The sequence below is a fragment of the Ensifer sp. EB106-05-01-XG146 genome (assembly GCF_058791875.1).
In genome coordinates, this window is the sequence record NZ_JBYTDX010000001.1 from 829,938 (window position 1) to 855,592 (window position 25,655).

A 25,655-nucleotide genomic window follows, 5' to 3' on the forward strand; every position below is an offset into this window, starting at 1 on the left:
AAACATGACGGACATGGAAAAAGATACGGCCGCCGAAGGCGCGCCGACCCACTCGGGCTTCGTGGCGATGATCGGAGCGACCAACGCAGGCAAGTCGACCCTGGTCAACCGCCTCGTCGGTGCCAAGGTTTCGATCGTCAGCCACAAGGTGCAGACGACGCGCGCGATCGTGCGTGGCATTGCCATTCATGACAACGCCCAGATCGTTTTCATGGACACGCCCGGCATCTTCAAGCCGCGCCGCCGGCTCGACCGCGCCATGGTCACGACCGCCTGGGGCGGCGCCAAGGATGCGGACGTGATCATGTTCCTGATCGACAGCGAACGCGGCCTGAAGGGCGATGCGGAAGCGATCCTCGAGGGGCTGAAGGAAGTGCACCAGCCGAAGATCCTGGTGCTGAACAAGATCGACCAGGTGCGTCCCGAAGACCTCTTGAAGCTGGCGGCTGCCGCCAACGAGACGATCAAGTTCGAGCGCACCTTCATGATCTCGGCGCTGAACGGCTCGGGCTGCACGGATCTGATGGATTACTTGGCTGAGACGCTGCCAGAAGGCCCCTGGTACTATCCGGAAGACCAGATCTCCGATCTGCCGATGCGCCAGCTTGCCGCTGAAATCACCCGCGAAAAGCTCTTCCTGCGGCTGCACCAGGAACTTCCCTATGCCTCGCATGTCGAAACCGAGAAGTGGGAAGAGCGCAAGGACGGCTCGGTGCGCATCGAGCAGGTAATCTACGTCGAGCGCGAGAGCCAGAAGAAGATCGCGCTTGGCAAGGGCGGCGATGCGATCAAGGCGATCTCGACCGCATCGCGCAAGGAGATCTCCGAGATCCTTGAGCAGCCGGTGCACCTGTTCCTGTTCGTCAAGGTACGCGAAAACTGGGGCGACGACCCCGAGCGCTTCCGCGAAATGGGCCTGGAATTTCCGCGATAAGGCCGCACGCACACCGTTTGGTGTGATGTTCTACGGCACCCGTTGAAACGGGTGCCGTATCAAACGCAGGCGGCCTCAGGCGCCCGCTATCAGCTTTCCTTTTGCATCGAGAACCGGTTCGCCGTCCTCCTTCGAGAACGGGCCCTTGTGCGTGTCCGGCAGGATGTCGAGCACCCGTTCGGATGGACGGCAGAGCCGCGTTCCGATCGGCGTCACCACGAAGGGGCGGTTGATGAGGATCGGGTGGGCCATCATTGCGTCGATCAGCCGTTCGTCGCTGACCGTGGGCTCGCCAAGCCCGAGTTCCGCATAGGGCGTGCCTTTCTCGCGGAGTGCGTCCCGCACCGTCAGGCCGGCATCGGCAATCATTTTTTCCAGCGCCTGCCGCGACGGCGGCGCCTGCAGATACTCGATCACCGTCGGCTCGATACCGGCGTTGCGGATCATCGCCAGCGCGTTGCGCGAGGTGCCGCAGGCGGGGTTGTGGTAGATCGTGACGTTCATGCGCTTGCCTTCCGCGGTGTTGAGACCGCCGCTGCGGCCAGCTTCGACGGTTGCTCAAAGCCATAGGGTCGAAGCTTGCCGCAGGCAAGTCGGCCGCCCGTGTCAGTTCGTACCGGCGTCAGCGACCTGCCGCTTTGCGAGCGCCGGGCCGATCATCTCGATCCGGTTGGTCCAGATGTAGCCGGAGAACCCTGGCGGTACCATTTCCAGATCCTGCATCGTGTCGATGCCGGTGGTGAAATCGCCGCCGCCATAGGGACCGAGCAGGATGATCTCGCTTCCGGCCGCCTTCATCCGTGCAGCGAAACGGTCGGGCCAGCCCCAGAGAAGCGGCGCATAATTGCCGGGCACGATCACAAACGTGTTCTTGCACGCGTCCGGCATCAGGCCGCTCCAGCCGTAGCCGAGATAACGGGTCAGGCACGCCATCGTCGACGTCCGGTCGTAGCCTCGCATCCCTTGCAGGCGTTTCAGCGTCTCGCGGGTCGGCTCCTCGCCGCCATAGACGCCGAACACGGCCTCCCGCCATTGCGGTTGCGCGTCGACACGCGTTGCGAGTTCAGCGCCTTCCTCGGCGCGCCGGCTCTTGAAGTTGATCAGGAACCTGCGGTCGGGCAGGGCGGCCAGCACCTCCTCGAGCGTCGGCATCTGGCCGACGCCCTTGCCGCGGAACGGGAAGGTCTTGCCGCCGTCTGCCGTGTAGCCATAGCCGATGTCGAGAGACTTCAGCGCCGTCATCGGCGTTTCCTCGGTGACGCCCTTGGCCTCGGTCCGGCAATCGAGCGTCCAGTCGTGGAAGACGGCGAACTGTCTGTCGGGCGTCAGATGCACGTCGAGTTCGACGACATCTGCGCCGGCGTCGAAGGCGGCCTGCATCGAGGCGATCGTGTTTTCGAGATAGGGATGCTCCGGCGTCCTGATGATCGTTGCCGTACACGTGTCCCTGCCGACGTTGTCCGTCGGATAGGTTTGATGCATGCCCCGGTGGGCAAGCAGTTTTGCGGTGCCCGCCGGCGGCGCGACGAACAATGATGTGTTCATCAACCACACGACCGCGACAAACAGCACGAAAATGGCAAGCGCTTTCTTCATCCTGATTCTCCTCTGGGAATCGGGATTGCCCGACATTGTGGCGCGACGATGTTGTTTTGCACGTATCGCGTGCGTGCGTGTCGCGGATTGCGAACAATGTGTCACCCGCGCGCGCGGTTGACCGTGGTCCGGGCCCCGTGAGAGGTAGCCGTCACAGACTTGCGATCCAGGAGAAAGAGATGCCGCAGCTCGTCGAGGGAAAATGGATCAAGGGCGACGTTGCGGCGAGCGAGATGAAGGGCGGCGCGTTCCATCGCGAGCCGACGCGGTTTCATCGCTGGATCACGCCCGATGGCAGGCCGGGCCCGGAAGGGCAGGAGGCCTTGCCAGCCGAGGCCGGGCGCTTCCGCCTGTTCGTTTCCTTTCTCTGCCCTTGGGCCTCGCGTACGATCGCCTTCCGCAATCTCAAGGGCTTGCAGGACATTGTCGGCTTGACCGTTTCCAATCCGGAACTGGGCGAAGATGGCTGGGTCTATGACGAGCCTGTCGATGCCGGCGCGCGCGTCGGCAAGATCCGCTTCCATCACGAGCTCTATGTGGCGAGCGATCCGACCTACACCGGTAAGGTCTCTGTTCCCGTGCTCTGGGACATGCGCGAAGGGCGGATCGTCAACAACGAGTCCGCCGATATCATCCGCATCTTGAACTCGGCCTTCGATGGGCTCACCGGCAACCGGCTCGACTTCTACCCCGAGGCGCTGCGTGCCGAGATCGACCGCTGGAACGGCCCGATTTACGAGCGTGTCAACAACGGCGTCTATCGATCCGGCTTCGCCAAGACCCAGGGCGCCTATGACGAGGCGGTGGCAAGCCTCTTTGGCATGCTCGACGAACTGGAGGCCCACCTTGCGGACAATCGTTACCTCGCCGGCGAGCACCTGACCGAGGCCGACATCCGCCTCTTCGTCACCCTCGTTCGCTTCGACGCGGGCTATCACGGGGCGTTCAAATGCAACATCCGCCGGATCGAGGATTATCCGGCGCTGTCGAATTACCTCCGCGAGATCTACCAGTGGCCAGGCATCCGCGAGAGCGTACGCATCGACCATATCAAGCGCGGCTACTATGGCATCGTCCACATCAACCCGACGCGCATCGTTCCGGCAGGCCCGCTGCTCGATTTTGACCGGCCCCATGACCGCGCGCGTCTACCCGGTCTAGGCGTCGCTGAAATCTAGGTTTGTTTCTCAGCATTTGCTAAGGAAACAAATTTATGAGGGGCCATAAAGAACCCATTGTCAATCGATCGAAGCTTCCTACCTTATTTTGAGTTCTGATGGATAGGAGCCCGATGGCGGCTGCCTGACGAATTCGCGGCGATGTGCCCGCCGGATACCCGTGAGGCTACGCCCGTGCCGGTTCTCGCCGCTTCCGGACGCGCTGGCGCCTGTTCCCGATGCGCCCCGCGCAACCACTCCTGAAGCCCCGAAAGAGCCGACCCTTCGCATCTCTCATGCACCAGGACACGTTCGGTAGCTCTGGTAGGGGTGGGATATGAATGCAGCATTGTTGACATTGCTTCGCCGTCTGGTGCGCAACGGTAACCTGACGGTTGTATTTTCTTCCGGTGAAAAAGTGATCCTGGGTGACGGCAGCGGAAAGCCGGCATCAATCCGCATCATCGATGCGGAGGCGGAGGCGGCGATCGTTCGTGATCCCGGTCTTCGTTTCGGTGAAATGTATATGGACGGGCGTGTCGTCATCGAGAAGGGCGACATCTTTGATGTGCTCTCGATCGTCAAGGAAAACGGCATCGAGAACGCGGCCAATGCCACCAACACGATGACCGGCCTGTGGCATGTGTTGCGTCAGCAATTGCTGAGCCGAATCCCGGTCAATCGTAACCGGCACAACGTCGCCCATCACTACGACCTTGATCGCAAGCTTTTCGACCTGTTCCTCGACGAGGACTGGCAATATTCCTGCGCCTATTTTCAACCGCAGGGCATATCGCTCGATGCCGCGCAGCTCGCCAAAAAACGGCATATCGCGGCAAAGCTCCTGCTGGAGCCGGGCCAGAAGGTGCTGGAGGTCGGCTCCGGCTGGGGCGGCATGGCCATGTATCTGGCCGAATCCTCGGGCGTTGAGGTCACCGGCATCACGCTCAGCGAAGAGCAGCTGAAGGTCTCGCGGGATCGTGCCGCCAGGCGTGGGCTCTCCGATCGGGTCCGCTTCGAACTGCAGGACTACCGCACTCTGCAGGGCCGGCAGTTCGACCGCATCGTCTCGGTCGGCATGTTCGAGCATGTCGGCACCGGCAACTACGGCAACTTTTTCGGCAAGATGAACGCGCTGTTGAAGCCCGACGGCGTCATGCTGCTGCATTCGATCGGCCAGATCTACAAGCCCTGGGCCACCAACCCGTGGATCGAGAAGTACATCTTCCCCGGCGGCTATATCCCGGCGATTTCGGAGGTCCTGCCTTCCGTCGAGCGCACGCGGCTGCTGGTGAAGGATGTCGAAATCCTGCCGATGCACTATGCCTGGACGTTGAAAGCCTGGCGCGAGCGCTTCGTCGCCCGGCGCGAAGAGGCGATCAAGCTCTACGACGAGCGGTTCTTCCGCATGTGGGAGTTCTATCTGGCTGCGTCTGAGACGGCCTTCCTCTACGACAAGCACTTCATCTTCCAGCTGCAGATCTCACCGTCTCTCGGTGCCGTCCCTGCCTCGCGCGGCTATATCGAGGAGAGGGAGCGGCAATTGATCGAGTTCGAAAAGCGCCGGCCGCCGCTCGAGCCAGTCAACACCTGGGACGTCGTGCCCGAGCAGGAGCATGTCGAGCCTGCCGCCATGGCGTGCTGAACCATCGGCCGTCCCGCCTGAAAGCGGGGCGGCCGATCCATCTTCTGTGGAGTTCCGGTTTTCCGCTGAAGGCCTTCACTTGGCCTTCAAGGTCTGCGCCTTTATGGTCGCCAATCAAACAGCAAAGACGGAATTCCCATATGGCCAGCCCTGCAAAACCCATCGCCGCCATCATCGCCAGCGAAATCAAGGCGACACCTTCGCAGGTCGTCGCGGCGGTCGAGCTGCTCGACGAGGGCGCCACGGTGCCGTTCATCGCGCGTTACCGCAAGGAAGTGACGGGCGGGCTCGACGATACGCAGCTGCGTATGCTTTCGGAACGGCTGACCTATCTGCGCGAACTCGAGGCGCGCCGTGCATCGATCCTCGAATCGATCCGCGGCCAGGACAAGCTGACCGCCGAACTCGAAGCCAAGATCGCCGCCGTCGAAACCAAGGCCGAACTCGAGGACATCTATCTGCCCTATAAGCCAAAGCGCCGCACCAAGGCGGAAATCGCCCGCGAGCGTGGCCTCGGGCCTCTGGCAGAAGCGATCCTTGCTGATCGCTCCATAGCACCTGCCGACCGCGCCGCGGCCTTCCTGACTGCAGAGGTGGCCGATGTGAAGACGGCGCTCGATGGTGCGCGCGATATCATCGCCGAAGGCATGACGGAGAATGCCGATCTGCTCGGCCGCCTGCGCAACCACATGAAGGGGGCCGCCTTCCTGCGCGCCAAGGTCGTCGACGGCAAGCAGGAGGCCGGTGCCAAGTTCTCCGACTACTTCGATCATTCCGAGCGCTGGGCGACGACGCCAGGCCATCGCGCCCTGGCCATGCTGCGCGGCTGGAACGAAGAGGTGCTGTCCGTCGATATCGTCGTCGACCAGGACGATACCTCGCCGGTCAAGCCGGTCGAGCGCATGATCGCCGCCGCCTACAATGTCGGTGGCCACCTGCCGGGCGACAAGTGGCTTGCCGAGATGATCGGCTGGACCTGGCGCGTGAAGCTCTCCATGTCGCTGTCGCTCGATCTCATGCGCGAACTGCGTGAGCGCGCCGAGGAAGAGGCGATCCACGTCTTTGCCCGCAACCTCAAGGATCTGCTGCTGGCCGCACCTGCGGGATCGCGGGCGACCATGGGGCTTGATCCGGGCATCCGCACCGGCGTCAAGGTCGCCATCGTCGACGGCACCGGCAAGTTGCTCGAAACCACAACCGTCTACCCGTTTCCGCCGAAGAACGATGTCCGTGGCACCCAGGCGGAACTCGCTTCGCTCATTCGCAAGCACAAGGTGGAGCTGATCGCCATCGGCAACGGCACCGGCAGCCGCGAAACCGAAAAGCTCGTGACCGACATGCTCTCGCAGCTCCCGGCGCCGAAGCCGACCAAGGTCATCGTTTCCGAGGCCGGCGCCTCGGTTTACTCGGCTTCCGAAACCGCCGCCCTGGAATTCCCGGGTCTCGACGTTTCGCTGCGCGGTGCGGTCTCGATCGCCCGCCGCCTGCAGGATCCGTTGGCCGAACTCGTGAAGATCGAGCCGAAGTCGATCGGCGTCGGCCAGTACCAGCACGATGTCGACCAGTCGAAGCTCAGCCGTTCGCTGGATGCGGTGGTGGAAGACGCGGTGAATGCCGTCGGTGTCGATGTCAACACGGCTTCTGCGCCGCTGCTGGCGCGCGTTTCAGGCCTCGGCAAATCTTCCGCCGAGGCGATCGTCGCTCATCGCGATGCGACCGGCCCGTTTGCGAGCCGCAAGGAACTGTTGAACGTGCCACGGCTCGGCGCGCGCACCTTCGAGCAGTGCGCGGGCTTCCTGCGCATTCCCAACGGCAAAGAGCCGCTCGACGCCTCCTCGGTCCACCCGGAGGCCTATGGGGTCGCCAAGAAGATCGTTGCTGCCTGTGGTCGCGACGTACGTGCGCTGATGGGCGACAGCGTCGCGCTGAAGAGCCTCGATCCGAAGGTTTTCGTCGACGAGCGCTTCGGCTTGCCAACGGTCAAGGACATCCTTGCGGAACTGGAAAAGCCCGGTCGCGACCCGCGCCCGAGCTTCAAGACCGCGACCTTCGCCGACGGTATCGACGACATCAAGGACCTGAAGGTCGGCATGCAGCTCGAGGGCACCGTGACCAATGTCGCCGCCTTCGGCGCCTTCGTCGACATCGGCGTGCACCAGGACGGCCTCGTGCACGTGTCCCAGCTCGCGGACCGCTTCGTCAAGGATCCGCATGAGGTGGTAAAGGCCGGCGATGTGGTGACCGTTCGTGTCACGGAGGTCGATGTTCCGCGCAAGCGGATCGGCCTCACCATGCGCAAGGATGGTGGCGCCGAGACGGGCCGCGAGCCGCGGTCGGGCGCGCCGGGCGGCAACAACAATCGTGGTCCCGCCCCGCGCCAGCAGAAGCCGCAGCAACCGGCTCAGGGCGCCTTCGGTGCGGCGCTGATGGAAGCGATGAAGCGCAAATAGGGCAGGCCTTCGCCGCGGGCGCATCCGGCGTCCCCGGCCGCATGCTCTATAAATTAGCTAATTGTAATAATCCGGCCTTTCCACCATACTGACTGCAGGGCGGCGCGGATATATTGTGCCCATGCCGCAGCCGGCCGGCGACGGAAAGGTCAACGCAAACTCCTTCGCCGGGCGTCCGGTGAAAGGAGTTCGGTGATGGTGGGCAGTGCGATCCGCGGCCTGGCATTGGTCGCCCTCTTGGCGGCGGGCGTGGCGGCGCGTCCCGTTCCCGCGATCTCCCAGGCTCCGGTCAATTGTGCCGACCGGTCCGAAGTGATCGCGTTTCTGACGCGGCTATATCAAGAGAAGCAGGCGGCAACCGCGCTGATCAACCAGCAGGCGATCATGGAGATCTACGCTGCCGACAACGGCAGCTGGACGCTGATCGTCACCGACGTCAATGGGCGAAGCTGCGTCATCCTTGCCGGCAAGAGCTGGGAAACCCTGCCACCCTTGCCGATACCGAAAGCCTAGCTTCTTGGGGCTGAGCGGGCGCAGCCGCTCCTGTCAGAGCGACCGGCCGACGCTCGAATAGCTGAAGCCGTGCTTCACCACCTCGTCCTCGCGGTAAATGTTCCTGAGGTCGACGAGAATGGGCGTCTTCATCACGGTCTTGAGCCGGCGGAAATCAAGCGCCCGGAACTCGTTCCATTCGGTAACGATCACCAGCGCATCGGCTTCGTTGGCGGCCTCGTAGGGGTCGCTGGCGTAGTCGATCCCGTCGATCACCTTCTTCGCGTTTTCCATGCCCTCCGGATCATAGCCGATGACATGGGCGCCAGCGTCCTGCAGCGTCTGGACGACCACGATCGCCGGGCTGTCGCGCATGTCGTCGGTGTTGGGCTTGAAAGTGAGGCCGAGGATCGCGATCTTGCGGCCGCGCACGTCCCCGCCGGCCGCTGCGATGACCTTGCGGCCCATGGCCCGCTTGCGGTTGTCGTTGACGGCCACCGTCGTCTCGACCAGCCGCACCGGGCTGTCATAATCCTGCGCGGTCTTCACCAGCGCCAGGGTGTCCTTCGGGAAGCACGATCCGCCGTAACCTGGACCGGCATGCAGGAATTTCGAGCCGATTCGGCCATCGAGGCCGATGCCGCGGGCGACATCCTGGACATTGGCACCGACCCGCTCGCAGAGATCCGCCATCTCGTTGATGAAGGTGATCTTCATCGCGAGGAACGCATTGCCGGCATATTTGATCAGCTCGGACGTACGGCGCGAGGTGAAGACCAGCGGCGACTGGTTGAGATAGAGCGGACGATAGACCTCGGTCATCACGTCCCGCGCCCGCGCGTCGTCGCCCGAAAGGCCGATGACGATGCGGTCGGGCCGCTTGAAGTCCTCGATCGCGGCACCCTCGCGCAGGAATTCCGGGTTGGAAACGACGGCGAAATCGGCGTCCGGATTGGTTTCGCGGATGATGCGCTCTACCTCGTCGCCGGTGCCGACCGGAACGGTCGATTTCGTCACGATCACGGTGAACCCCTTGAGGTTCTCGGCAATCTCGCGCGCAGCCGCATGCACATAGGAAAGGTCGGCATGACCGTCACCGCGCCGTGACGGCGTGCCGACCGCAATGAAGATGACATCGCTGTCGGCGACGGCGGCAACGAGATCAGTCGTGAAGGTAAGGCGGCCCGAAGCGACGTTGCTGGCCACCAACTGGTCGAGGCCGGGTTCGAAGATCGGAATGCGCCCCTGCATCAAGGCGTCGATCTTGCTCTCATCCTTGTCGAGACAAACGACGTCGTGACCGAAGTCCGCAAAACACACGCCGGAAACAAGGCCAACATAGCCGGCGCCGATCATCGTGATTTTCATAGGCTCTTTCCCTTGTTGTGTTCCACAGCGAACTCAGTTCATAGAACGTGCAATTGCGTATTTTTGCAATTGCTTATGCGCTCAGGTTCACACCCATTTATGCTCGATTGCGCTTAAAGCAAGCCGTCCCGCCAGCAGAATAATCCGTGGGGAGTAGCGGGTGAGCGGCTCACCGGTTCGCGTTGTAGTAATCCTTGTACCAGGCAGCGAAGCGCGCCACGCCCTCTTCGACAGAAAGCGAGGGCTTGAAATTGGTCAGCGCTTCGAGAAGGTCGGGGGAGGCGTAGGTGCGGGGCACATCGCCCTGCTGCATCGGCAGCATGTTGCGCACCGCCGGCTTGCCGACCGCCTTCTCGACCGTTTCGACGAAGGTCATCAGTTCGACCGGCTGCCCGCCGCCGATATTGACCACGCGGAAAGGCCCCTGGCGCGAGAGCGTGTCCTCGGCCTTTTCCTCCGGCACGCGGTTTTCTTCCGCCGGCGCCACATGGGAAAGCCGGAGAATGCTCTCGACCAGGTCGTCGATATAGGTGAAGTCGCGGCTCATGCGGCCTTCGCCATAGATATCGATCGGCTGTCCCTTGTGGATGGCATCGACGAACTTGAACAACGCCATGTCGGGCCGCCCCCAGGGGCCGTAGACCGTGAAGAAGCGGAAGGCAGTGGTCGGCACCTTGTAGAGATGGGCATAGCTGTGCGCCATCAGCTCCATCGACTTCTTGGTGGCGGCATAGAGCGTCATCGGCTCGTCGGCACGGTCGGTTTCGGCAAACGGGATTTTTTCGTTGGCGCCGTAGATCGAGGAAGTCGAGGCCAGCATCAGGTGCTTAGGGTTAAGCTCCCGCGCCAGTTCCAGCATGTTCCAGGAGCCGACCAGGTTGGAATCCACATAGGCCTTCGGGTTTTCGAGGCTGTAGCGCACACCCGCCTGGGCGGCGAGGTGGATGATGACTTCGGGTTCGGCGAGCTCGGCCGCCCGGCGCAGCGCGTCTCTGTCCTCAAGCATGCCGACGACGGGCTTGAAGCCGTTCGAGCGGGCGAGGATCGCGTGCCGATTCTCTTTCAGCGTCACGTCGTAATAGGGGGTCATCCCGTCGAAGCCGACAACGAAATGCCCTTCGTCGATCAGCCGCTTGGCGAGGTGAAAGCCGATGAAGCCTGCGGTGCCGGTGATGAGGTAGCGCACGACGATGTCCCCAATTTACGTATCGGCCGTTCATACGAAGAAAGCCGATCGATTGAAAGCCGAAACCATCGGTCTGGTTACCGGTCGAGGTCCTGTTGCAGGGCGGACAGCACCGACATCGCATGGCCGGCATACTGGCTGATCCAGCGATCATGGATCGCCTGGATCGGCAATGCGTTCAGATGGTTCCAGCGTTCACGCCCCTCGCGGCGGACGAGTACGAGCTCGGCCTGCTCAAGGACTTTCAGGTGCTGCATGACCGTACAGCGGTCGAGATTGCTGAAGCGCTCGCAGAGCATGCCGGTGGTCTGCGGCTCCTGGCGCATGGCGTCGAGCATCTGCCGGCGCAGCCCGTTGGCGAGCGCCTTGAATACCAGGTCATCTTTCGAATCGGTTGACATGTTATGTTTCTATAACATACTCTTGTTGGCCCCGACAGGAGGAATACGCCATGCCCTTTGAATTTCGTGTGAACGGACGGATCGGCCGCCCTGTCGCCCAGGTTTTTGATGCGGTCGTCAATCCGGACCAGCTCAGCCGCTACTTCGTGACGCTCGGCGGCATCAGCGGGCCGCTGGTGGCCGGCGCAACCGTGACCTGGTGGGGCGAGGTGCCGATTCAGGTGGAGGTGGTCGAGCCCAACGAGCGTATCGTCTTTTGCTGGGGCGCCATGGTCGCCGAGGGCGAGGATGCCTACCAGACCCGTGTGGAGATGCGCTTCCAGCCGCTGGAGGATGGCGCCACGATGGTGACGATCGCCGAAACCGGCTGGCGCGAGAACGCGCAGGGGCAGAAGAGCTCCTACGTCAACTGCGAGGGCTGGTCGCAGATGCTCGCCTGTATGAAGGCCTGGCTCGAATACGGCATCAACCTGCGCGACGGCTATTACCTCAGCGAACTCTCAGGCAAGCCGGCGCTCGAGCCGCAGGCCTAGCCGGCCGGTCGTCTGCAGTGCGGCGCCGACTTGAGCGACGGGCGTTAATGTACCTGAATGCGCCGGGCGTCACTGAGGCGCGCCCGGCTGAGCATTCGGCGTCTCAATACATCGGAGGAAGGCCGCCATTGGCGGCGCTCGCCATGGGAATGCCGCCGGCCGGCTCCGTCATCGGCGGTTCGGCCTGCAGCACGACGACGCGCGAATCGACCGGTACGCGGCTGTAGAGGTCGATGATATCGGGATTGAAGAGACGGATGCAGCCGCTGGACACGGCCTTGCCGATCGACCAGGCCTCGGTCGTGCCGTGGATGCGGAACAGCGTGTCGCGGTTGCCCTGGAATAGATAGAGCGCGCGGGGGCCAAGCGGGTTGCGCACGCCCGGCTCCATGCCGCCGGCAAGCGGGCCGTAACGTTCCGGCTCGCGCGCCACCATCTCTTGCGTAGGCGTCCAGCGCGGCCATTCGGCCTTGCGCGCGATCCGCGCTTCACCTTCGAACTCAAGGCCGGCCTTGCCGACGCCGATGCCGTAGCGCATCGCCATGCCGCCATCCTGCACGAGGTAGAGGAAGCGGTTCTGGGTATCGATCACGATCGTGCCCGGCGGCTCATGCGTCTGATAGGCGACCTGCTGGCGCAGATAGCGCTTGTCGACCTTGCTGATGTCGATGGCATCCAGCGGGAATTTTTCGTTCGGCAGCGGGCCGTACATTGCCACATAGTATGGATCCGGTCCCTTCGGCTTGGCTGGCCCCGACGTGGTGACGCAGCTTGCGAGCGTCGAGGTGGCGAGAAGAAGGGCGAAGAGCTGCGCCAGGCGGCCGGCGCTGTTCCGGGACACACACATAATAAAGTTCTGATCCTGCTGATTGTCATTTTCGGGCGGGAGACACGGCTTTTGCCGCCCTTCCGTTCTAATGTCAAAGACGGCGTCGGGGCGGCGACAGCATGTCGCAAATGAGGCAACCATTAGGTGTGGCCGAAAGGCTACAGTCGGCAATGGCATTTTGCTTCCGCAAGACAGCTTGATCCGCTTTCGACCGCGGGTGTATGCCATAGCCATGCAATGGAGCGATCAGGCCATCATTCTCGGGATCCGGCGGCACGGCGAAAGCTCGGCCATCGTCGAGGTCATGAGCGCTACCCACGGCCGGCATCTCGGCATGGTGCGCTCGGGGCGTTCGCGCACGATGCAGCCGGTGCTGCAGCCGGGCAACTCGGTGGAGGTCACCTGGCGCGCCCGGCTCGACGAGCACATGGGCGAATTCCGGATCGAACCGGTGGAGCTGCGGGCCGCCCGGCTGATGGAAACGGCAACCTCGGTCTATGGTATCCAGGCGCTCGGCGCTCTTCTTAGGCTGCTTCCCGAGCGCGACCCGCATCCGCATCTCTACGAGGCGCTGACCGTCATCGTCGACCATCTCGCCGATCCCGCCGACGCCGGAGAATTGTTCGTGCGCTTCGAACTCGCAGTCCTCAACGACCTCGGCTTCGGGCTCGATCTCACCGAATGCGTTGCAACCGGCGCTCGTACCGAACTCGTCTATGTCTCGCCGAAATCGGGCAGGGCGGTCTGCCGGGAGGCCGGAGAGCGTTATGCCGACCGCATGTTGGCGTTGCCGGACTTCCTTTCGGCCGAAGCGCGAAGGGCTGCGGATCACGACAGCCTCGCCGCCGCCTTCCGCCTGACCGCCTTCTTCCTCCACCGCCATGTCTATGAGCCGCGCGGTCTCGACGTTTCTTCCGCCCGCGACGGTTTCGTCCATGCGGCGCTGAAGGCGCTGAAAGCGCAATCCTCAGCCGCCTGATTCCCAGGAGTTATCGATGTACCAAGAGCTTTATCCCGGCATGTCCGTATCCGGCGTCGGCGTGCTGTCGCTCGACCGCGTCGCCCGCGATGGCGGTCTCAAGGCAATGCAGGATCTTTTGAGCGGCGAGCTGCCGGCGCCGCCGATGTCGAAGACGCTGAAGTTCGGGTTGAGCGAAGTCGAGGAGGGTCGGGTGGTCTTCAAGGGGCTGCCGACCGAGGAACACCTCAATCCGCTTGGCACAGTGCATGGCGGATGGACGGCAACGATCATGGATTCGGCCCTCGGCTGCGCTGTCTTCACCACCGTCAAACCTGGGGAGGCCTATACGACGGTCGAGTTCAAGGTGAACCTCGTGCGGCCGCTACTGCCCGATATGGGCGAGGTCTTCTGCGAGGGGCGCATCGTGCATCGTGGCCGCACCATCGCGACCTCCGAAGCCTGGCTGCGCGACCGTAACGGCAAGTTGCTCGCCCACGGCACCGAAACCTGCGCCATCTTCCCGATCGACAATCTCAGGCGTTAAAGCAATTCCAGGAAAAGTGCGAAGCGGTCTTCCGCTCGGAATTGCGTCACTTCAAGCTGAGCAATTCCAGGAAAAGTGCGAAGCGGTTTTCTGCTCGGAATTGCGTCGCTCAAGCAATGTCGGAAGCAAGAAACGCCGCGCAGAATGGCGCGGCGTTCCTCTTTGTAATCGCAGTCCTGATCAGCCGATGCGGCCGCCGCCCTGCTTCGTTACGGCGACGACAGCCGGGCGTACCGGCATGTCGTCCTGGAAGTCCGGCCAGCGGGTGGCCGGCGTCTCGTAAGTTGCAAGGCCGGCGTCGCCCGGGTGCTGGACGGCGAGGAAGAATGTGTCCGAGGTCGGGTTGAAGCAGGGGCCGCACATTTCGGCGCCGACCGGCACGCGGAAGAAGAGCTTCGACGTGCCGCGGGCGGCGCCGTCCGTGTCGATCGCCCAGATACCGTCGGTGCGGCCGGTGTCCTTCTCGTTGTTGCCGTCGGTCGATACCCAGAGGCGGCCATCGGTGTCGATGGCGCAATTGTCGGGCATGCCGAACCAGCCGTTCTTGGTGGTGGCGGTCGAGAACGAAGCGCCGACCTCGGCAACGCTCGGATCGCCGCACTTCAAAAGAACGTCCCAGCGGCTCTTCAGCGACGCGAAGTCGCCGTCGGTCTCGGTGATCTCGACGATGTGGCCGAAGGCGTTCTTGGCGCGCGGGTTGGCCGCGTCGACTTCTTCGGCCTTGCGCTTGGTGTTGTTGGTCAGCATCACGTAGACCTTGCCCGTCTTCGGGTTCGGCTGAACGTCTTCCGGACGGTCCATCTTGGTGGCACCGAGCGCGTCGGAGGCAAGACGGGTGTTGATCAGCACGTCCGCCTGCGAGGCAAAGCCGTTGGCTTCGGTCAGCGGGCCTTCGCCATGCGTCAGCGGCATCCAGGTGACGGTGCCGTCTTCGTCGAACTTGGCGACATAGAGTGTGCCCTCGTCGAAGAGGTCCATGTTGGCGGCGCGATCGTCAGGTTTGAAGGTGCCCTTGGTCACGAACTTGTAGACATAGTCGTAGCGCTCGTCGTCGCCGGAATAGAGCACGACGCGGCCGTCCTTGTTGACGATCGATTCGCAGCCTTCGTGCTTGAAACGGCCGAGGGCTGTGCGCTTCTTCGGCACCGACGTCGGATCAAGCGCGTCGACCTCGACGATCCAGCCGAAGCGATTGGCTTCGTTCGGCTCCTTGGAGACGTCGAAACGGTCGTAGAAGGACGCCCATTCATACTGGCCGCCCGGTGCGCCCAGCCGCTTCAGCTGCTTGTATTCCGGATGGTCCTCGGCAATCTCGCCGCCGAAATAGCCGTTGAAGTTTTCTTCGGCCATCATGTAGGTGCCCCACGCGGTGACGCCGCCGGCGCAGTTGTTGAGCGTGCCGAACACCTTTTTGCCGGTCGGGTCGGACGGCGTCTTCAGGCGGTCGTGACCGGCGGCCGGGCCGGTGATCTGCATCTCGGTGTTGACGGTGATGCGACGGTTGTTCTTGCCGTCGAGAATCGGCTGCCACTTGCCGTCGACCTTGCGGATCTCGATGATCGTGCCGCCATGTGCGGCCATCTCGATGTCGACCAGCTCCTTGCTGTATTCGCCGAGAACGACCTTCTCTTCCTCGACTTCCTTGCCGTCCTTCGTCACCTTTTCCTTCACGACGCTGGCGAAGGCGGGGAACATCAGTTCGGCATTGGTGTATTCGTGGTTGATGACGAGCAGGCCGTGGTCGGCGCTGCCGTCGAGCGGGATGAAGCCAACATAGTCGTTGTTGTAGCCGAACAGCTTTTCCTGGGCAGCGGCCGTCTGGTTCTTCGGGTCGAACTCCGGGCTGTCGGCGAAGATCTTGTCGCCCCAGCGAAGCAGGACGTCGGCATCGTAACCTTCGGCCACATGGTGCTTTTCGTCGACGCCGGCTTCGATCTCGGTAAAGTCGAAGCGCGAACCGTCCTCGGCGCGTGCCTCTTCGGCGGTCAGGAGAGCGAGCGGGCTGACGGTGGTCGAGATCGCGGCAACTGCCAGCGAGCCGCCGATGAACGACCGGCGCGAGAAGCGGCGGTGGATGATGTCGCCCATCGTCGGATTGGCGGAACAGTTGTGGCCGACATCTTCCAGCTCTTCCCTGCGTTCCGTCAGCGTCTTGAATTCGGTCTCTTCCGTCTGGGCGAGATGCTTGTCCATGATCGGGTCTCCTGGTTGAACGATGGAAACCACCGCGCGAGGCAGCGGTGTTCATCCGCCTGTACCAGCTGCCCCATGACAGTTCTGCGACATTTCCGTGAAGAGATTACAGCGCTCGGCCGTCTATAGATTTGGCGCTTGCATAAAAGTCTGTATGGTTGCGCGCGCCGGCGATTGCGACTGCCAGGGGAAAGTATGTTCGAACTTATTGCTTTAGCTGCCTTTATTCTGGCCCTGTCCGCCTATCTCGGCAACCGCAGGACGACCGAGCGTCTTGGTACCGAACTGGCCGCCCTCAAGGCGGAGGTCGTGGCGCTGAAGGCCGCTCCGGGGGGAGGCGCCCCGGCTGAAACGGCGACCGAGGCGATTGCGGCTGCGGACGAGTTGCCGGCCATGTCGGAGACGCCGGAGCCAGAGACGCTGGACGATGCCGCTGCCGCCTTCTCGGCCAGTGCGCGCGAGGGCGCGCGGATTTTCGGCGATGCGGAAGGAGCCGCGGCCAAAATCGAGGGCGAGGAGACGATCGCTGCCGGCACGGAAGCACCGCAGCCGGTCGCAACCGTACCCCGTCAGACCGAAAGCCTGGAAAGCCGCCTCGGCGCCCGTTGGGCCGTCTGGGTTGGCGGCATCGCGTTGGCGCTCGGCGGCGTCTTCATGGTCAAGTATTCAATCGATGCGGGGCTGTTGAGCCCGGCGGTTCGCCTGACGCTTGCTGCCTTGTTCGGCCTCCTGCTGATGGCGGCGGGCGAGGTCATCCGTCGGCGCGCGGTGCCCGTGATCGCCAACGAATTCCAGAACGCCATGATCCCCGGCATCCTGACGGCGGCCGGTGCCGTCACCCTCTTCGGGGTCGCCTATGCCGCCTATGGCATCTACGAATATATCGGCACGGGCACGGCCTTCGTTCTCCTGGCGGCGATTTCGCTCGCCACCGTCGGCCTGTCGCTGCTGCATGGGCAGGCGCTCGCTGGCCTCGGCCTGCTTGCCTCGCTGATCACGCCGGCGCTGGTTTCGAGCAACGAACCGCGCCCCTGGGTTCTTTTCGGCTTCCTCACGATCGTTTGGCTCGCGACCCTGCTTGCATCGCGGCTGCGCCAATGGACCGTAGTGCCGACGCTTGCCAATGTTGGCATAGGGCTCTGGGGCCTTGCCTATGTCGCTGCGGCATCGCCCTTCGAAGCACGGCCGGTCGCTTTCATCCTACTCGTGATGATCGCCGGCATCGGGCTTATCTGGCCGGCCGCCATCGAACGGGAGCCAGTGGCAGAAGCGCGCGAAATGCGTGATGCGACTGAAGGGTCCGAAATGCCGGAGTCGACCGAAGCGACAACCCGACCCCGGGCCGTCGTCGGGCCATGGGAACGCCTGTTCGTTCCACCGCACGCGGCAATCTCCATTTCGGCCGCGATCGTCGTCACCATGCTTGCGCTCCTCCTCATCAGCCCAGCAGTCTATGCGGTCCGCTTTCCGGTGGCGGAGTTTGCGGTTGTCGTTGCGGCGCTGGCGGCGTTGGGCGCCTGGCGGACAACGGCAGTCTATCCCGCCGTGCTTTCAGCGGTCGGCGCTGTTGCTGGCGTCTGGAGCCTGACGGCGCTGAGCGGCGTGCTCGCCTATCTCGATCCCTCGCTGGCCGACGCTCTTCCGGCAGTCGTCCTGCCCGGGCGCACCGCGATGATCACCGCAATGCTGCTTGCGGCGCTGTTCGTCGCACTCGGCGGTTTCGTGCTGTCGCGCCGGCTCGTCGCCCATCCGCAATATTCGACACTCTGGGCGGGCATCGCCGCGGTCGTTCCGGTCGCGCTCGTCGCGATGTCGTTCCTGATGACCGGCAACTATTCCTTCGACCTGCCGCACGGCCTGTTCTCACTCGTCGCCGGGGCGGCGCTGCTGGCACTTGCGGACTGGCTCTACCGCCGCGAAAGCGAGGCGATGGCGCGCGATACGGCGGCCGGCTTGCTGGTGGCCGGCTCCTTCACCTTTCTCGTGCTTGCCCTCCACGCCTGGACGGATGGGCTGGTCACGACGCTTGCGATCGCCGTGCTTGGAACGGCCTATGCGCTCGCCACGCGGATCCGCACCTGGCCGATTCTTCCGTGGATGACTGGTGCAGCGGCCGTCGTCGTACTCGGGCGCATCGCCTGGGAGCCGACGATCGTCGGTGCCGGCAATCTCGGCACTACGCCCGTCTTCAATGCGCTGCTGCCGGGCTACGGCATTCCCGCCGTGCTGCTTGCAGGCTCCGCCTATTTCCTGAGATCCTGGCCAGGCACGCGCGTGCGCAACCTGCTGCAGGCGCTTGCCAGCCTTTTCGTGCTGTTGACGCTCGCGATCCTGGTGCGCCATGCGATGAACGGCGGCGTGCTCGACAGCGCGGTGCCAACCCTCGGCGAGCAGTCGATCTACACGCTGCTGGCAATCGGCGCCTCGGCGATCTTCATGAGCCTCGACATGAAATCACCGAGCCCGGTCTTCCGCTACGGCGGCATGGGCCTCGGCGTGCTCTCGATGCTGTCGGTGCTTTCGGCGCATCTCCTCGGCCTCAACCCCTATTTCAGCGGCGAACTGCTGGGGCGTATCCCGTTCTTCGACCTGCTGTTGATCGGTTATCTGTTACCGGGGCTCGGCTATGCGGGGCTCGCCTGGTATGCACGCGACAAGCGGCCCTTGCCCTATGTCATGGCACTTGCGGTCAGCGGCGCGGTGCTTGCTTTCGCCTGGGCGAGCCTCACGGTCCGCCGTGTCTGGCAGGGGGAAAACATCGCGGACTGGAAGGGTTTTCTGCAGGGCGAGACCTACACCTATTCGGTCGTCTGGCTGCTGCTCGGCGTGCTGCTGCTGGTGCTCGGCTCGCGCTTCCATGCCAAGAGCATCCGCATCGCGTCGGCCGTTCTGGTCTTCGTTGCCGTGCTGAAGGTGTTCCTGATCGACATGTCCAACCTCGAAGGTTTCCTGCGGGCTCTGTCCTTCATCGGCCTTGGCGGGGTATTGATCGGGATAGGGCTCTTCTACCAGAAGATCTTGTCCGGCGTCGGCGCTGCACCGACGGCGCCGGCAAAGCCTGCCGAACAGCAATAGGACATCATGACAGAGATTTCGAAACTCGCGGCCGCCTTCGCGCCGCATGAGGAACTTGCGGCGGCGTTGCTGCCGCATGCCTTCGCCGCCGATGACGGCTCGCACGATGCCGCACATCTGATCCGTGTCTGGAAGAATGCCGCCCGCATCCAGGCGGAGGAGGGCAGTGAGGCGCGTTTGCTCGCCGCCGCGGTGCTGCTGCATGACTGCGTCTCGGTCGAGAAGAACTCGCCCCTGCGCACGCAGGCATCACGACTGGCGGCCGAAAAGGCGACGGGCATTCTGAAAGATCTCGGTTGGGGCACGGATGAGATTGCCGCGGTGGCGCACGCCATCCTGACGCACAGCTTCTCGGCGAACATCCCGCCGGAAACCCTGGAGGCGAAGATCCTTCAGGATGCCGATCGGCTGGATGCGATCGGCATGGTCGGCGCTGCCCGCTGCTTCTACATCGCCGGGCGCATGGGCAGCGGCCTTTACGACCCGCTCGATCCGTTGGCTGAGGCGCGGGCGCTCGATGACAAGGCCTTCGCCATCGATCATTTCGAGACCAAGCTCTTCCGGCTCGCTGACGGGTTCAAGACCGAGGCCGGCCGCCGTCTGGCTCACGAGCGTGAGCAGCGGCTACGCGACGTGCTCGCCATGATGCTGGATGAAATCTAGTTGCCGGGAAGGGCGTGGGGCGCTTTTCTGCGAGCGATTGTGCCGCGCCGATTGCACCGGAACATTTCTCCGTTTCCATCAAACCGAGAAATGATCTAGGCCTTTCAACGGATTGCAGCCGCCCGGTGAATCGGATCGTCAGGCGCTTGAATCAGTTTTTGAAGATGGAAGGAACTGTCCATGAAGGTGACCGGCCTCAATATTCATCCGCTGAAGAGCGGTCGCGCGATTGCCCGCGAGACGGTCTCGGTCAATCTCGACGGCGTCGAGGGTGACCGGCGTTTCATGCTGATCCAGCCGGATGGGCGCTTTATCACCCAGCGCGAACTGCAGACATTGGCGCAGGTTGAGGCGAGCCACATCGATGGCGGCGTGCACCTGAGGATGGGTGAGCGGGAGATCTCCGTCCGCTTCGATCCGGACCGTCGTCTGAACGTCGTCGTTTGGGGCAGCGAGGTCGATGCCGCCGTGTCGGATGAAACGACGGACGAGGTTCTCTCTTCATGGTTCGGCCGCCCGGTCAGGCTCGCCCATATGGACGCCTCGGCCGAACGGCTCGTCGGCGCCGAATGGGCAGGAGCGGCCGCACCCGTCGGCTTTGCCGATGGCTTTCCGATCCTGATCACGACCACGGGTTCGCTTGCCGATCTCAACCGGACGCTCGCCGAAAAGGGCCAGGAACCGGTCGGCATGGAACGGTTCCGCACCAACATCCTCGTCGACTGCGATGAAGCCTGGGAGGAGGATTTCTGGGAGAGCGTCGAGATCGGCGGCATCCGCTTCGATCTCGTCAAACCCTGCTCGCGCTGCATCATGACGACCCAGGACCAGATCACCGGCGAGCGCATCGGCGGCAATCCGATCCAGGGGTTGGCGGAGAAGCGCATGTCGGCCGACCGCCGCGTGACCGGCGTGCTCTTCGGCTGGAATGCGGTGCCGCGCAGCGAAGGCACCGTGAAGCTCGGCGATGAGGTCAAGATCATCGGCCGACGCGGCGAGCGCTGGCCGATGAAGGTGCGTGCTTCGGCTTAGTTCAGAAGCAATTCCGGACGGAAACGATCTCACGCGTTTCTCGGTATCAAGCCCAGGGCGTGATACCGAGAAGCTTGGCGCCCAGATCCGAAAGGCTGGCGGGGGAGGCGTTGTGCTTTTCCCATTCGCGCGGGTCGCCGGGAAAGGCGTCGCGCTTCGGATGGTCGAGCTCGCGCCACAGGCGCACCCGTTCCTCGCGCTCGGCGACATTGCCCCATTCTGCCGGATGCATCGAAATGTACTGCGCCATGCGCACGCGGCCATCGGAATGATTGGGCCGCACGCCGTGGGCCAGCAGGCTGTTGAAGATCATCAGGTCGCCGGCCTCCATCTCGATGTTGACGGTCGAAAGACCGGTCATGTCGGGGTGCATCGGGTCGCGGTCGGCGCTTTGAGTCTTCTCCCAGCTTTCGAAGTTTTCGAACAGTTCCGGCACGCATTGGAAGCCGCCGACGTCGCCGTCCTGCTTCTTGAGGCTGAGCACGCCCTGAACGCCGATCGGCAGCGGCCGGATTGAGGTGTCGACGTCCCAATGTATGAAGCCGTTGGGATTGCCCTTGACCTTCTTCGGTGGGTTGAGGTTGGCGCGGTCGATCGTCACCCACAGGTCTTCGCGGTCCCAGATGTCGACGAAGGCGCCGTAGATGCGCGGCTCCTGGCGGTTGTCCCAGAGATACTGGTGATTGTAGATCTCCAGCATGCCGGTGTTGTTGAGTTCCTTCATCTTGTGCTCGCGTCGCTGCGGCGCATACCAGGTCGAAGGGTCGACCGGATCCTTTTCGTCGAAGCGCCAGAGCAACTCGACGAGCCGCTCGACATTGGTCGCCGGTACCGCCTGACGGACGATGACGTAGCCCTTGGTGATCCAGTGCTGCCAGTCCGCTTCCGAAAGCACGCGCAGAGGCAGCCGCTTCCGGATGTCCTTCAGTTGAATATCGAGATGGGCCGCCGTCGGGTGACTGTCTCTGAGTGGCTGCATGTGGATCTCCTCGCCTGGCAGGTTTGATTGGTGATGGAGAAAACCTAGCCCTTTCAACGGTGCCGCTGTTGCACGCAGCCTGCCTACATTGATACTATTCTGGCTTCTGAGGATAGAATGGTGCAACATGAAGGCTGTTTTGCAGAAGATCTCGAGGCCGACCAATGCCTCATCAATCTTGCTAGACCGCCGGCTCGACGATGCCATCCCGTTCCAATGGCACCATCATCCCGAGTTCGAACTGACGCTGACGCTCAACTCGCGCGGCCAGCGCTTCATCGGAGACCATATCGGTGCCTATGAGGACGGCGATCTCGTGCTGGTCGGCTCCAACTTGCCGCACACCTGGCACTCCGCCGGCAAGGTCGACGAGGCCGAACCGCACGTGGCGCTGGTGCTCTGGTTCCATCCGGAATGGGTGGAGCGCGTGGAGGAAGGCTTCGTCGAACTCGCCGGCGTCAAGGCGATGTTCGAGCGTTCGGCTCCAGGGTTGCAGTTCACGCCGGAAGTGGCCACCCGCGTGCGGCCGCTGTTCGAAGGGTTGCGCCGGTTGGCGCCGGAGGAGCGCCTGCCGGACGTCCTGTCGATGCTGACGATCCTGGCGCGCGAGCAGGCGGTAACACCACTGTCGAGCCGGGTCGTCACGCCATCAGGCCGATCGGTCGACCGCGGCCGCCTCGACCGGGTGCTCGACCATATCCACCTGCATTACGCCGAAAACCCGTCGATGGACGAACTCGCGGATCTGGCCGCGCTCAGCCTTTCCGGCCTGCACCGCCTGTTCCTGCGCCACCTCAACATGCCGGTCTCGGAATATCTGATGCGCCTGCGGATCGGCGAGGCCTGCGCGCTGCTCAGTGGTTCGGCGCGTTCGATCGCTCATGTCGCCGATGCCGTCGGCTATCGTTCGCTTGCCAACTTCAATCGCCAGTTCAAGGCGGCCAAGGGCATGACGCCGAGAGCGTTTCGCGACCGGTTCCGCAGCGCCGCTTGATCAAGGCATCAATTCCGGTGATTGCGGCGTCAATTTAATTGGCTTTTATCTGTTTTAGCAGCCGCCTAGGATCGCGCTCCATCAATCGGAGAGATTCCATGTCCGCTGTTTCCGGAGCATCCGCGCCGTCCAGTGCCCGTCAGGAGATGCCCTGGCTGATCATTGCGGCCGGCTCGGTCGTTGCGATGCTCACCTTCGGCCCGCGCTCGGCGATGGGCTTCTTCCAGCTGCCGATGCTCGCCGATACGGGCTGGGACAGGACGACCTTCGGCCTTGCCATGGCATTGCAGAACCTCTGCTGGGGCCTGAGCCAGCCCTTCTTCGGCGCGATCGCGGACAAGTTCGGAACGTGGCGCGTGCTCGCCATGTCGGGCCTTCTCTACGCTGCAGGGCTCTTCATCATGGCCTTCGCCAACGCGCCGATCTGGCTGCACATCGGCGGCGGCGTGCTCGTCGGCATGGCGGTGGGCTCCGGCTCCTTCGGCATCCTGCTCTCCGCCTTTGCCCGCAACGTCACGCCGCATCAACGGTCGCTCGCCTTCGGCATCTGCACGGCGGCGGGCTCGGCCGGCATGTTCCTGTTCGCGCCCCTGAGCCAGGGGCTGATCTCGGCCTATGGCTGGTCGGACAGCCTGGTCTATCTCGGTGTCCTCATGCTGGTGGTGCCGTTCTTCGCGATCCCGCTGCGCGGCAACGCGTCCTCCGGCCGCCAGAGCGAGGCGCAATTCAAGCAGTCGATCGGCGAGGCGCTGAAGGAGGCACTTGGCCACAAGAGCTACCTGCTGCTGGTTTCCGGCTTCTTCGTTTGCGGCTACCAGGTTGCCTTCATCACCGCGCACTTCCCGGCTTACATAGGCGATATCGGCATCGACGCGCGCTATGCGGTGATCGCGCTGGCACTCATCGGCTTCTTCAACATCATCGGTTCTCTGTCGGCGGGCTTCATCGCCCAGCGCTACTCGAAACCCTATTTCCTGGCGCTGATCTATATCGCGCGGTCGGTGGCGGTGACGGCCTTCCTGCTGCTGCCGCAGACGCCGACCTCGGTCATCGTCTTTGCCATCGTTATGGGCCTGCTCTGGCTTTCGACCGTGCCGCCGACCAATGCGCTGGTCGCGATCATGTTCGGTACGCGCCACCTCGGCCTGCTCGGCGGCATCGTCTTCCTGTCGCACCAGGTCGGCTCATTCCTGGGTGTGTGGATGGGCGGCTACCTCTACGACCACTTCGGTTCCTACGATCCGGTGTGGTGGCTCGGTGTAGCCCTCGGCGTCTTCGCTGCAATCGTCCACTGGCCGATCGAGGAGAAGGGCGTGGCACGGCCGGCGATGGCCTGATCGCGAACCAAAATCAGAAGCGCCGCGAAAAGCGGCGCTTCTATTCTTGAATTCTGTCACAAAACTTTCTAAATCAACCCATGCGGCTTTGCCGCTTTTGTTTTGGTTCAATTATGCTCAGAGTGAGCATAATTGAAAACCCGCCCAGGAAGAGGGGCGGAGAGGAGATGTCGATGACGCGCCTTGCACCCCGCACCGCGGCCGTGGCGAAACCGGTTTTTGTCAGCGCCGCTGAGCGCTTCGGCATCATCGAAAGGCCCGAGCTCGCCTTTACGCCGGCGATCGCGCGCGAAACCGAGCATCTCTACGAGAAGGTCAAGGATTTCATCCCGGCGATCGAGTGGCCGGTCTACGCGCCCTATGTGCACGCCATCAACCGGCTGAAGAAGGAGCGTAACGCGGTCATCCTCGCGCATAACTATCAGACGCCGGACATCTTCCACTGTGTCGCCGACATCGTCGGCGACTCGCTGCAGCTCGCGCGCGATGCTGCCAAAGTCGATGCGGAAATCATCATCCAGTGCGGCGTGCACTTCATGGCCGAAACGTCGAAGTTGCTGAGTCCGGAAAAGACCGTGCTGATCCCCGACGCCAAGGCAGGCTGCTCGCTGTCGGAATCGATCACCGGCGCCGATGTCCGCCTGCTGAAGCAGCGCTACCCCGGCGTTCCCGTCGTCACCTACGTCAACACGTCTGCCGACGTGAAAGCCGAGACCGACATCTGCTGCACCTCGTCGAACGTGCTCGATGTCGTCGAGAGCCTGGAATCCGACACGGTTCTCTGCATTCCCGACGAATACCTGGCGATGAACGTCGCGCGCCAGACCAACAAGAAGATCCTGACCTGGAAGGGCCACTGCGAGGTGCACGAGCGCTTCACCGCCGCCGAGTTGCTCGCCTACAAGGAAGCCAATCCGGGTATCGAGATCATCGGTCATCCGGAATGCCACCCGGACGTAATCGCCGTCTGCGACTTCGCCGGCTCGACCTCCGGCATGATCAACTACGTCAAGGACAATCGCCCGTCGAAGGTGCTGCTCGTTACCGAGTGCTCGATGGCGTCGAACATCCAGGCCGAGATCGAAGGCGTCGAGTTCGTCAAGCCGTGCAACCTCTGTCCGCACATGAAGCGCATCACGCTGCCGAAGATCCTCGACAGCCTGCTGACCATGACGGAGGAGGTTCTCGTCGATCCTGATATCGCCGATCGCGCCCGCCTTGCGGTCGAGCGCATGGTGAACCTCAAGCAGTAACAATTTCCGCCGGGTCATACCGGATGCAGGCAT

The 25,655-nt window shown here is 63.1% G+C and carries 22 protein-coding genes; 14 read left to right on the forward strand and 8 right to left on the reverse strand.

Annotated features, from left to right (window positions below):
- Positions 1 to 4: 4 nt before the first annotated feature.
- A complete protein-coding gene (gene era, locus AC3WVQ_RS03980; protein WP_034804323.1) occupies positions 5 to 934 on the forward strand; it encodes a GTPase Era in 930 nt (309 codons plus the stop codon).
- A 75-nt stretch (positions 935 to 1,009) separates the two neighbouring features.
- Here the strand turns inward: era and arsC are convergent, their stop codons facing one another.
- Together arsC and AC3WVQ_RS03990 are read right to left on the reverse strand one after the other, a co-directional pair.
- Positions 1,010 to 1,438 (reverse strand): arsenate reductase (glutaredoxin), encoded by a 429-nt coding sequence (gene arsC, locus AC3WVQ_RS03985; protein WP_090294637.1) that lies wholly within the window; start codon positions 1,436 to 1,438, stop codon positions 1,010 to 1,012.
- Between the two features lie 102 nt (positions 1,439 to 1,540).
- Positions 1,541 to 2,530, reverse strand: coding sequence for a glycerophosphodiester phosphodiesterase family protein (locus tag AC3WVQ_RS03990; RefSeq protein ID WP_090294636.1), 990 nt, complete (start codon positions 2,528 to 2,530; stop codon positions 1,541 to 1,543).
- A gap of 179 nt (positions 2,531 to 2,709) precedes the next feature.
- Between AC3WVQ_RS03990 and AC3WVQ_RS03995 the strand changes: the two genes are divergently transcribed.
- The 4 genes from AC3WVQ_RS03995 to AC3WVQ_RS04010 all read left to right on the forward strand — a co-directional run bounded on the left by AC3WVQ_RS03995 (position 2,710) and on the right by AC3WVQ_RS04010 (position 8,295).
- Entirely contained in the window at positions 2,710 to 3,708 is a 999-nt protein-coding gene (locus AC3WVQ_RS03995) for a glutathione S-transferase family protein (RefSeq protein ID WP_492382599.1), read from the forward strand.
- A 316-nt stretch (positions 3,709 to 4,024) separates the two neighbouring features.
- Complete coding sequence (locus tag AC3WVQ_RS04000; RefSeq protein ID WP_090294633.1) at positions 4,025 to 5,332, forward strand: cyclopropane fatty acid synthase; 1,308 nt, start codon at positions 4,025 to 4,027, stop codon at positions 5,330 to 5,332.
- Positions 5,333 to 5,472: 140 nt separating this feature from the next.
- Entirely contained in the window at positions 5,473 to 7,782 is a 2,310-nt protein-coding gene (locus tag AC3WVQ_RS04005; RefSeq protein WP_090294631.1) for a Tex family protein, read from the forward strand.
- 195 nt (positions 7,783 to 7,977) lie between these two features.
- Complete coding sequence (locus AC3WVQ_RS04010) at positions 7,978 to 8,295, forward strand: hypothetical protein (RefSeq protein ID WP_492382600.1); 318 nt, start codon at positions 7,978 to 7,980, stop codon at positions 8,293 to 8,295.
- A 33-nt stretch (positions 8,296 to 8,328) separates the two neighbouring features.
- On the opposite strand, the gene rkpK is transcribed toward AC3WVQ_RS04010, so the two are convergent.
- The 3 genes from rkpK to AC3WVQ_RS04025 form a co-directional block, all read right to left on the reverse strand.
- Positions 8,329 to 9,642: a UDP-glucose 6-dehydrogenase gene (gene rkpK, locus AC3WVQ_RS04015; protein ID WP_060522103.1), complete on the reverse strand. Its 1,314-nt coding sequence runs from the start codon at positions 9,640 to 9,642 to the stop codon at positions 8,329 to 8,331.
- A 169-nt stretch (positions 9,643 to 9,811) separates the two neighbouring features.
- On the reverse strand, positions 9,812 to 10,828 hold the full coding sequence (locus tag AC3WVQ_RS04020; RefSeq protein ID WP_090294629.1) for an NAD-dependent epimerase: 1,017 nt from the start codon (positions 10,826 to 10,828) through the stop codon (positions 9,812 to 9,814).
- 77 nt (positions 10,829 to 10,905) lie between these two features.
- A complete protein-coding gene (locus AC3WVQ_RS04025; protein ID WP_034804089.1) occupies positions 10,906 to 11,229 on the reverse strand; it encodes an ArsR/SmtB family transcription factor in 324 nt (107 codons plus the stop codon).
- Positions 11,230 to 11,279: 50 nt separating this feature from the next.
- Between AC3WVQ_RS04025 and AC3WVQ_RS04030 the strand changes: the two genes are divergently transcribed.
- On the forward strand, positions 11,280 to 11,762 hold the full coding sequence (locus AC3WVQ_RS04030; RefSeq protein WP_034804086.1) for an SRPBCC domain-containing protein: 483 nt from the start codon (positions 11,280 to 11,282) through the stop codon (positions 11,760 to 11,762).
- A gap of 103 nt (positions 11,763 to 11,865) precedes the next feature.
- Here AC3WVQ_RS04030 and AC3WVQ_RS04035 read toward each other — a convergent pair whose 3' ends face one another.
- A complete protein-coding gene (locus tag AC3WVQ_RS04035; protein WP_034804083.1) occupies positions 11,866 to 12,609 on the reverse strand; it encodes a L,D-transpeptidase in 744 nt (247 codons plus the stop codon).
- A 214-nt stretch (positions 12,610 to 12,823) separates the two neighbouring features.
- Between AC3WVQ_RS04035 and recO the strand changes: the two genes are divergently transcribed.
- Positions 12,824 to 13,570, forward strand: a complete 747-nt coding sequence (gene recO / locus AC3WVQ_RS04040; protein ID WP_060522226.1) for a DNA repair protein RecO — start codon at positions 12,824 to 12,826, stop codon at positions 13,568 to 13,570.
- A 16-nt stretch (positions 13,571 to 13,586) separates the two neighbouring features.
- On the forward strand, positions 13,587 to 14,096 hold the full coding sequence (locus AC3WVQ_RS04045) for a PaaI family thioesterase (protein WP_034804064.1): 510 nt from the start codon (positions 13,587 to 13,589) through the stop codon (positions 14,094 to 14,096).
- Between the two features lie 180 nt (positions 14,097 to 14,276).
- Here the strand turns inward: AC3WVQ_RS04045 and AC3WVQ_RS04050 are convergent, their stop codons facing one another.
- Positions 14,277 to 16,289 (reverse strand): PhoX family protein, encoded by a 2,013-nt coding sequence (locus tag AC3WVQ_RS04050; RefSeq protein WP_110818462.1) that lies wholly within the window; start codon positions 16,287 to 16,289, stop codon positions 14,277 to 14,279.
- Between the two features lie 195 nt (positions 16,290 to 16,484).
- On the opposite strand from AC3WVQ_RS04050, the gene AC3WVQ_RS04055 reads away from it, so the two are divergent.
- From AC3WVQ_RS04055 to AC3WVQ_RS04065, 3 genes are all read left to right on the forward strand, one after another.
- Positions 16,485 to 19,364 (forward strand): DUF2339 domain-containing protein, encoded by a 2,880-nt coding sequence (locus AC3WVQ_RS04055; protein ID WP_110818461.1) that lies wholly within the window; start codon positions 16,485 to 16,487, stop codon positions 19,362 to 19,364.
- A gap of 6 nt (positions 19,365 to 19,370) precedes the next feature.
- Complete coding sequence (locus AC3WVQ_RS04060; RefSeq protein WP_034804057.1) at positions 19,371 to 20,027, forward strand: HD domain-containing protein; 657 nt, start codon at positions 19,371 to 19,373, stop codon at positions 20,025 to 20,027.
- 180 nt (positions 20,028 to 20,207) lie between these two features.
- Entirely contained in the window at positions 20,208 to 21,059 is an 852-nt protein-coding gene (locus tag AC3WVQ_RS04065) for an MOSC domain-containing protein (RefSeq protein ID WP_034804054.1), read from the forward strand.
- A 46-nt stretch (positions 21,060 to 21,105) separates the two neighbouring features.
- Here the strand turns inward: AC3WVQ_RS04065 and AC3WVQ_RS04070 are convergent, their stop codons facing one another.
- On the reverse strand, positions 21,106 to 22,038 hold the full coding sequence (locus AC3WVQ_RS04070) for a phytanoyl-CoA dioxygenase family protein (protein ID WP_090294625.1): 933 nt from the start codon (positions 22,036 to 22,038) through the stop codon (positions 21,106 to 21,108).
- Between the two features lie 127 nt (positions 22,039 to 22,165).
- On the opposite strand from AC3WVQ_RS04070, the gene AC3WVQ_RS04075 reads away from it, so the two are divergent.
- The 3 genes from AC3WVQ_RS04075 (at position 22,166) to nadA (ending at position 25,622) form a co-directional block, all read left to right on the forward strand.
- Entirely contained in the window at positions 22,166 to 23,032 is an 867-nt protein-coding gene (locus AC3WVQ_RS04075; RefSeq protein ID WP_090294623.1) for a helix-turn-helix domain-containing protein, read from the forward strand.
- 98 nt (positions 23,033 to 23,130) lie between these two features.
- Complete coding sequence (locus AC3WVQ_RS04080) at positions 23,131 to 24,369, forward strand: MFS transporter (RefSeq protein ID WP_034804045.1); 1,239 nt, start codon at positions 23,131 to 23,133, stop codon at positions 24,367 to 24,369.
- 173 nt (positions 24,370 to 24,542) lie between these two features.
- Entirely contained in the window at positions 24,543 to 25,622 is a 1,080-nt protein-coding gene (gene nadA / locus AC3WVQ_RS04085) for a quinolinate synthase NadA (protein ID WP_034804309.1), read from the forward strand.
- Positions 25,623 to 25,655: the final 33 nt, after the last annotated feature.

What these genes read in the sequence shown, in the direction of transcription:
- nadA (WP_034804309.1), top strand. Translation starts at nt 24,543, where the DNA reads ATGACGCGCCTTGCACCCCGCACCGCGGCCGTGGCGAAACCGGTTTTT.
- era (WP_034804323.1), top strand. Translation starts at nt 5, where the DNA reads ATGACGGACATGGAAAAAGATACGGCCGCCGAAGGCGCGCCGACCCAC.
- rkpK (WP_060522103.1), bottom strand. Translation starts at nt 9,642, where the DNA reads ATGAAAATCACGATGATCGGCGCCGGCTATGTTGGCCTTGTTTCCGGC.
- AC3WVQ_RS04030 (WP_034804086.1), top strand. Translation starts at nt 11,280, where the DNA reads ATGCCCTTTGAATTTCGTGTGAACGGACGGATCGGCCGCCCTGTCGCC.
- AC3WVQ_RS04080 (WP_034804045.1), top strand. Translation starts at nt 23,131, where the DNA reads ATGTCCGCTGTTTCCGGAGCATCCGCGCCGTCCAGTGCCCGTCAGGAG.
- AC3WVQ_RS03990 (WP_090294636.1), bottom strand. Translation starts at nt 2,530, where the DNA reads ATGAAGAAAGCGCTTGCCATTTTCGTGCTGTTTGTCGCGGTCGTGTGG.
- AC3WVQ_RS04055 (WP_110818461.1), top strand. Translation starts at nt 16,485, where the DNA reads ATGTTCGAACTTATTGCTTTAGCTGCCTTTATTCTGGCCCTGTCCGCC.
- recO (WP_060522226.1), top strand. Translation starts at nt 12,824, where the DNA reads ATGCAATGGAGCGATCAGGCCATCATTCTCGGGATCCGGCGGCACGGC.
- AC3WVQ_RS04005 (WP_090294631.1), top strand. Translation starts at nt 5,473, where the DNA reads ATGGCCAGCCCTGCAAAACCCATCGCCGCCATCATCGCCAGCGAAATC.
- AC3WVQ_RS04025 (WP_034804089.1), bottom strand. Translation starts at nt 11,229, where the DNA reads ATGTCAACCGATTCGAAAGATGACCTGGTATTCAAGGCGCTCGCCAAC.
- AC3WVQ_RS04075 (WP_090294623.1), top strand. Translation starts at nt 22,166, where the DNA reads ATGAAGGCTGTTTTGCAGAAGATCTCGAGGCCGACCAATGCCTCATCA.
- AC3WVQ_RS04035 (WP_034804083.1), bottom strand. Translation starts at nt 12,609, where the DNA reads ATGTGTGTGTCCCGGAACAGCGCCGGCCGCCTGGCGCAGCTCTTCGCC.
- AC3WVQ_RS04060 (WP_034804057.1), top strand. Translation starts at nt 19,371, where the DNA reads ATGACAGAGATTTCGAAACTCGCGGCCGCCTTCGCGCCGCATGAGGAA.
- arsC (WP_090294637.1), bottom strand. Translation starts at nt 1,438, where the DNA reads ATGAACGTCACGATCTACCACAACCCCGCCTGCGGCACCTCGCGCAAC.
- AC3WVQ_RS04000 (WP_090294633.1), top strand. Translation starts at nt 4,025, where the DNA reads ATGAATGCAGCATTGTTGACATTGCTTCGCCGTCTGGTGCGCAACGGT.
- AC3WVQ_RS04010 (WP_492382600.1), top strand. Translation starts at nt 7,978, where the DNA reads ATGGTGGGCAGTGCGATCCGCGGCCTGGCATTGGTCGCCCTCTTGGCG.
- AC3WVQ_RS04070 (WP_090294625.1), bottom strand. Translation starts at nt 22,038, where the DNA reads ATGCAGCCACTCAGAGACAGTCACCCGACGGCGGCCCATCTCGATATT.
- AC3WVQ_RS04050 (WP_110818462.1), bottom strand. Translation starts at nt 16,289, where the DNA reads ATGGACAAGCATCTCGCCCAGACGGAAGAGACCGAATTCAAGACGCTG.
- AC3WVQ_RS04065 (WP_034804054.1), top strand. Translation starts at nt 20,208, where the DNA reads ATGAAGGTGACCGGCCTCAATATTCATCCGCTGAAGAGCGGTCGCGCG.
- AC3WVQ_RS04045 (WP_034804064.1), top strand. Translation starts at nt 13,587, where the DNA reads ATGTACCAAGAGCTTTATCCCGGCATGTCCGTATCCGGCGTCGGCGTG.
- AC3WVQ_RS03995 (WP_492382599.1), top strand. Translation starts at nt 2,710, where the DNA reads ATGCCGCAGCTCGTCGAGGGAAAATGGATCAAGGGCGACGTTGCGGCG.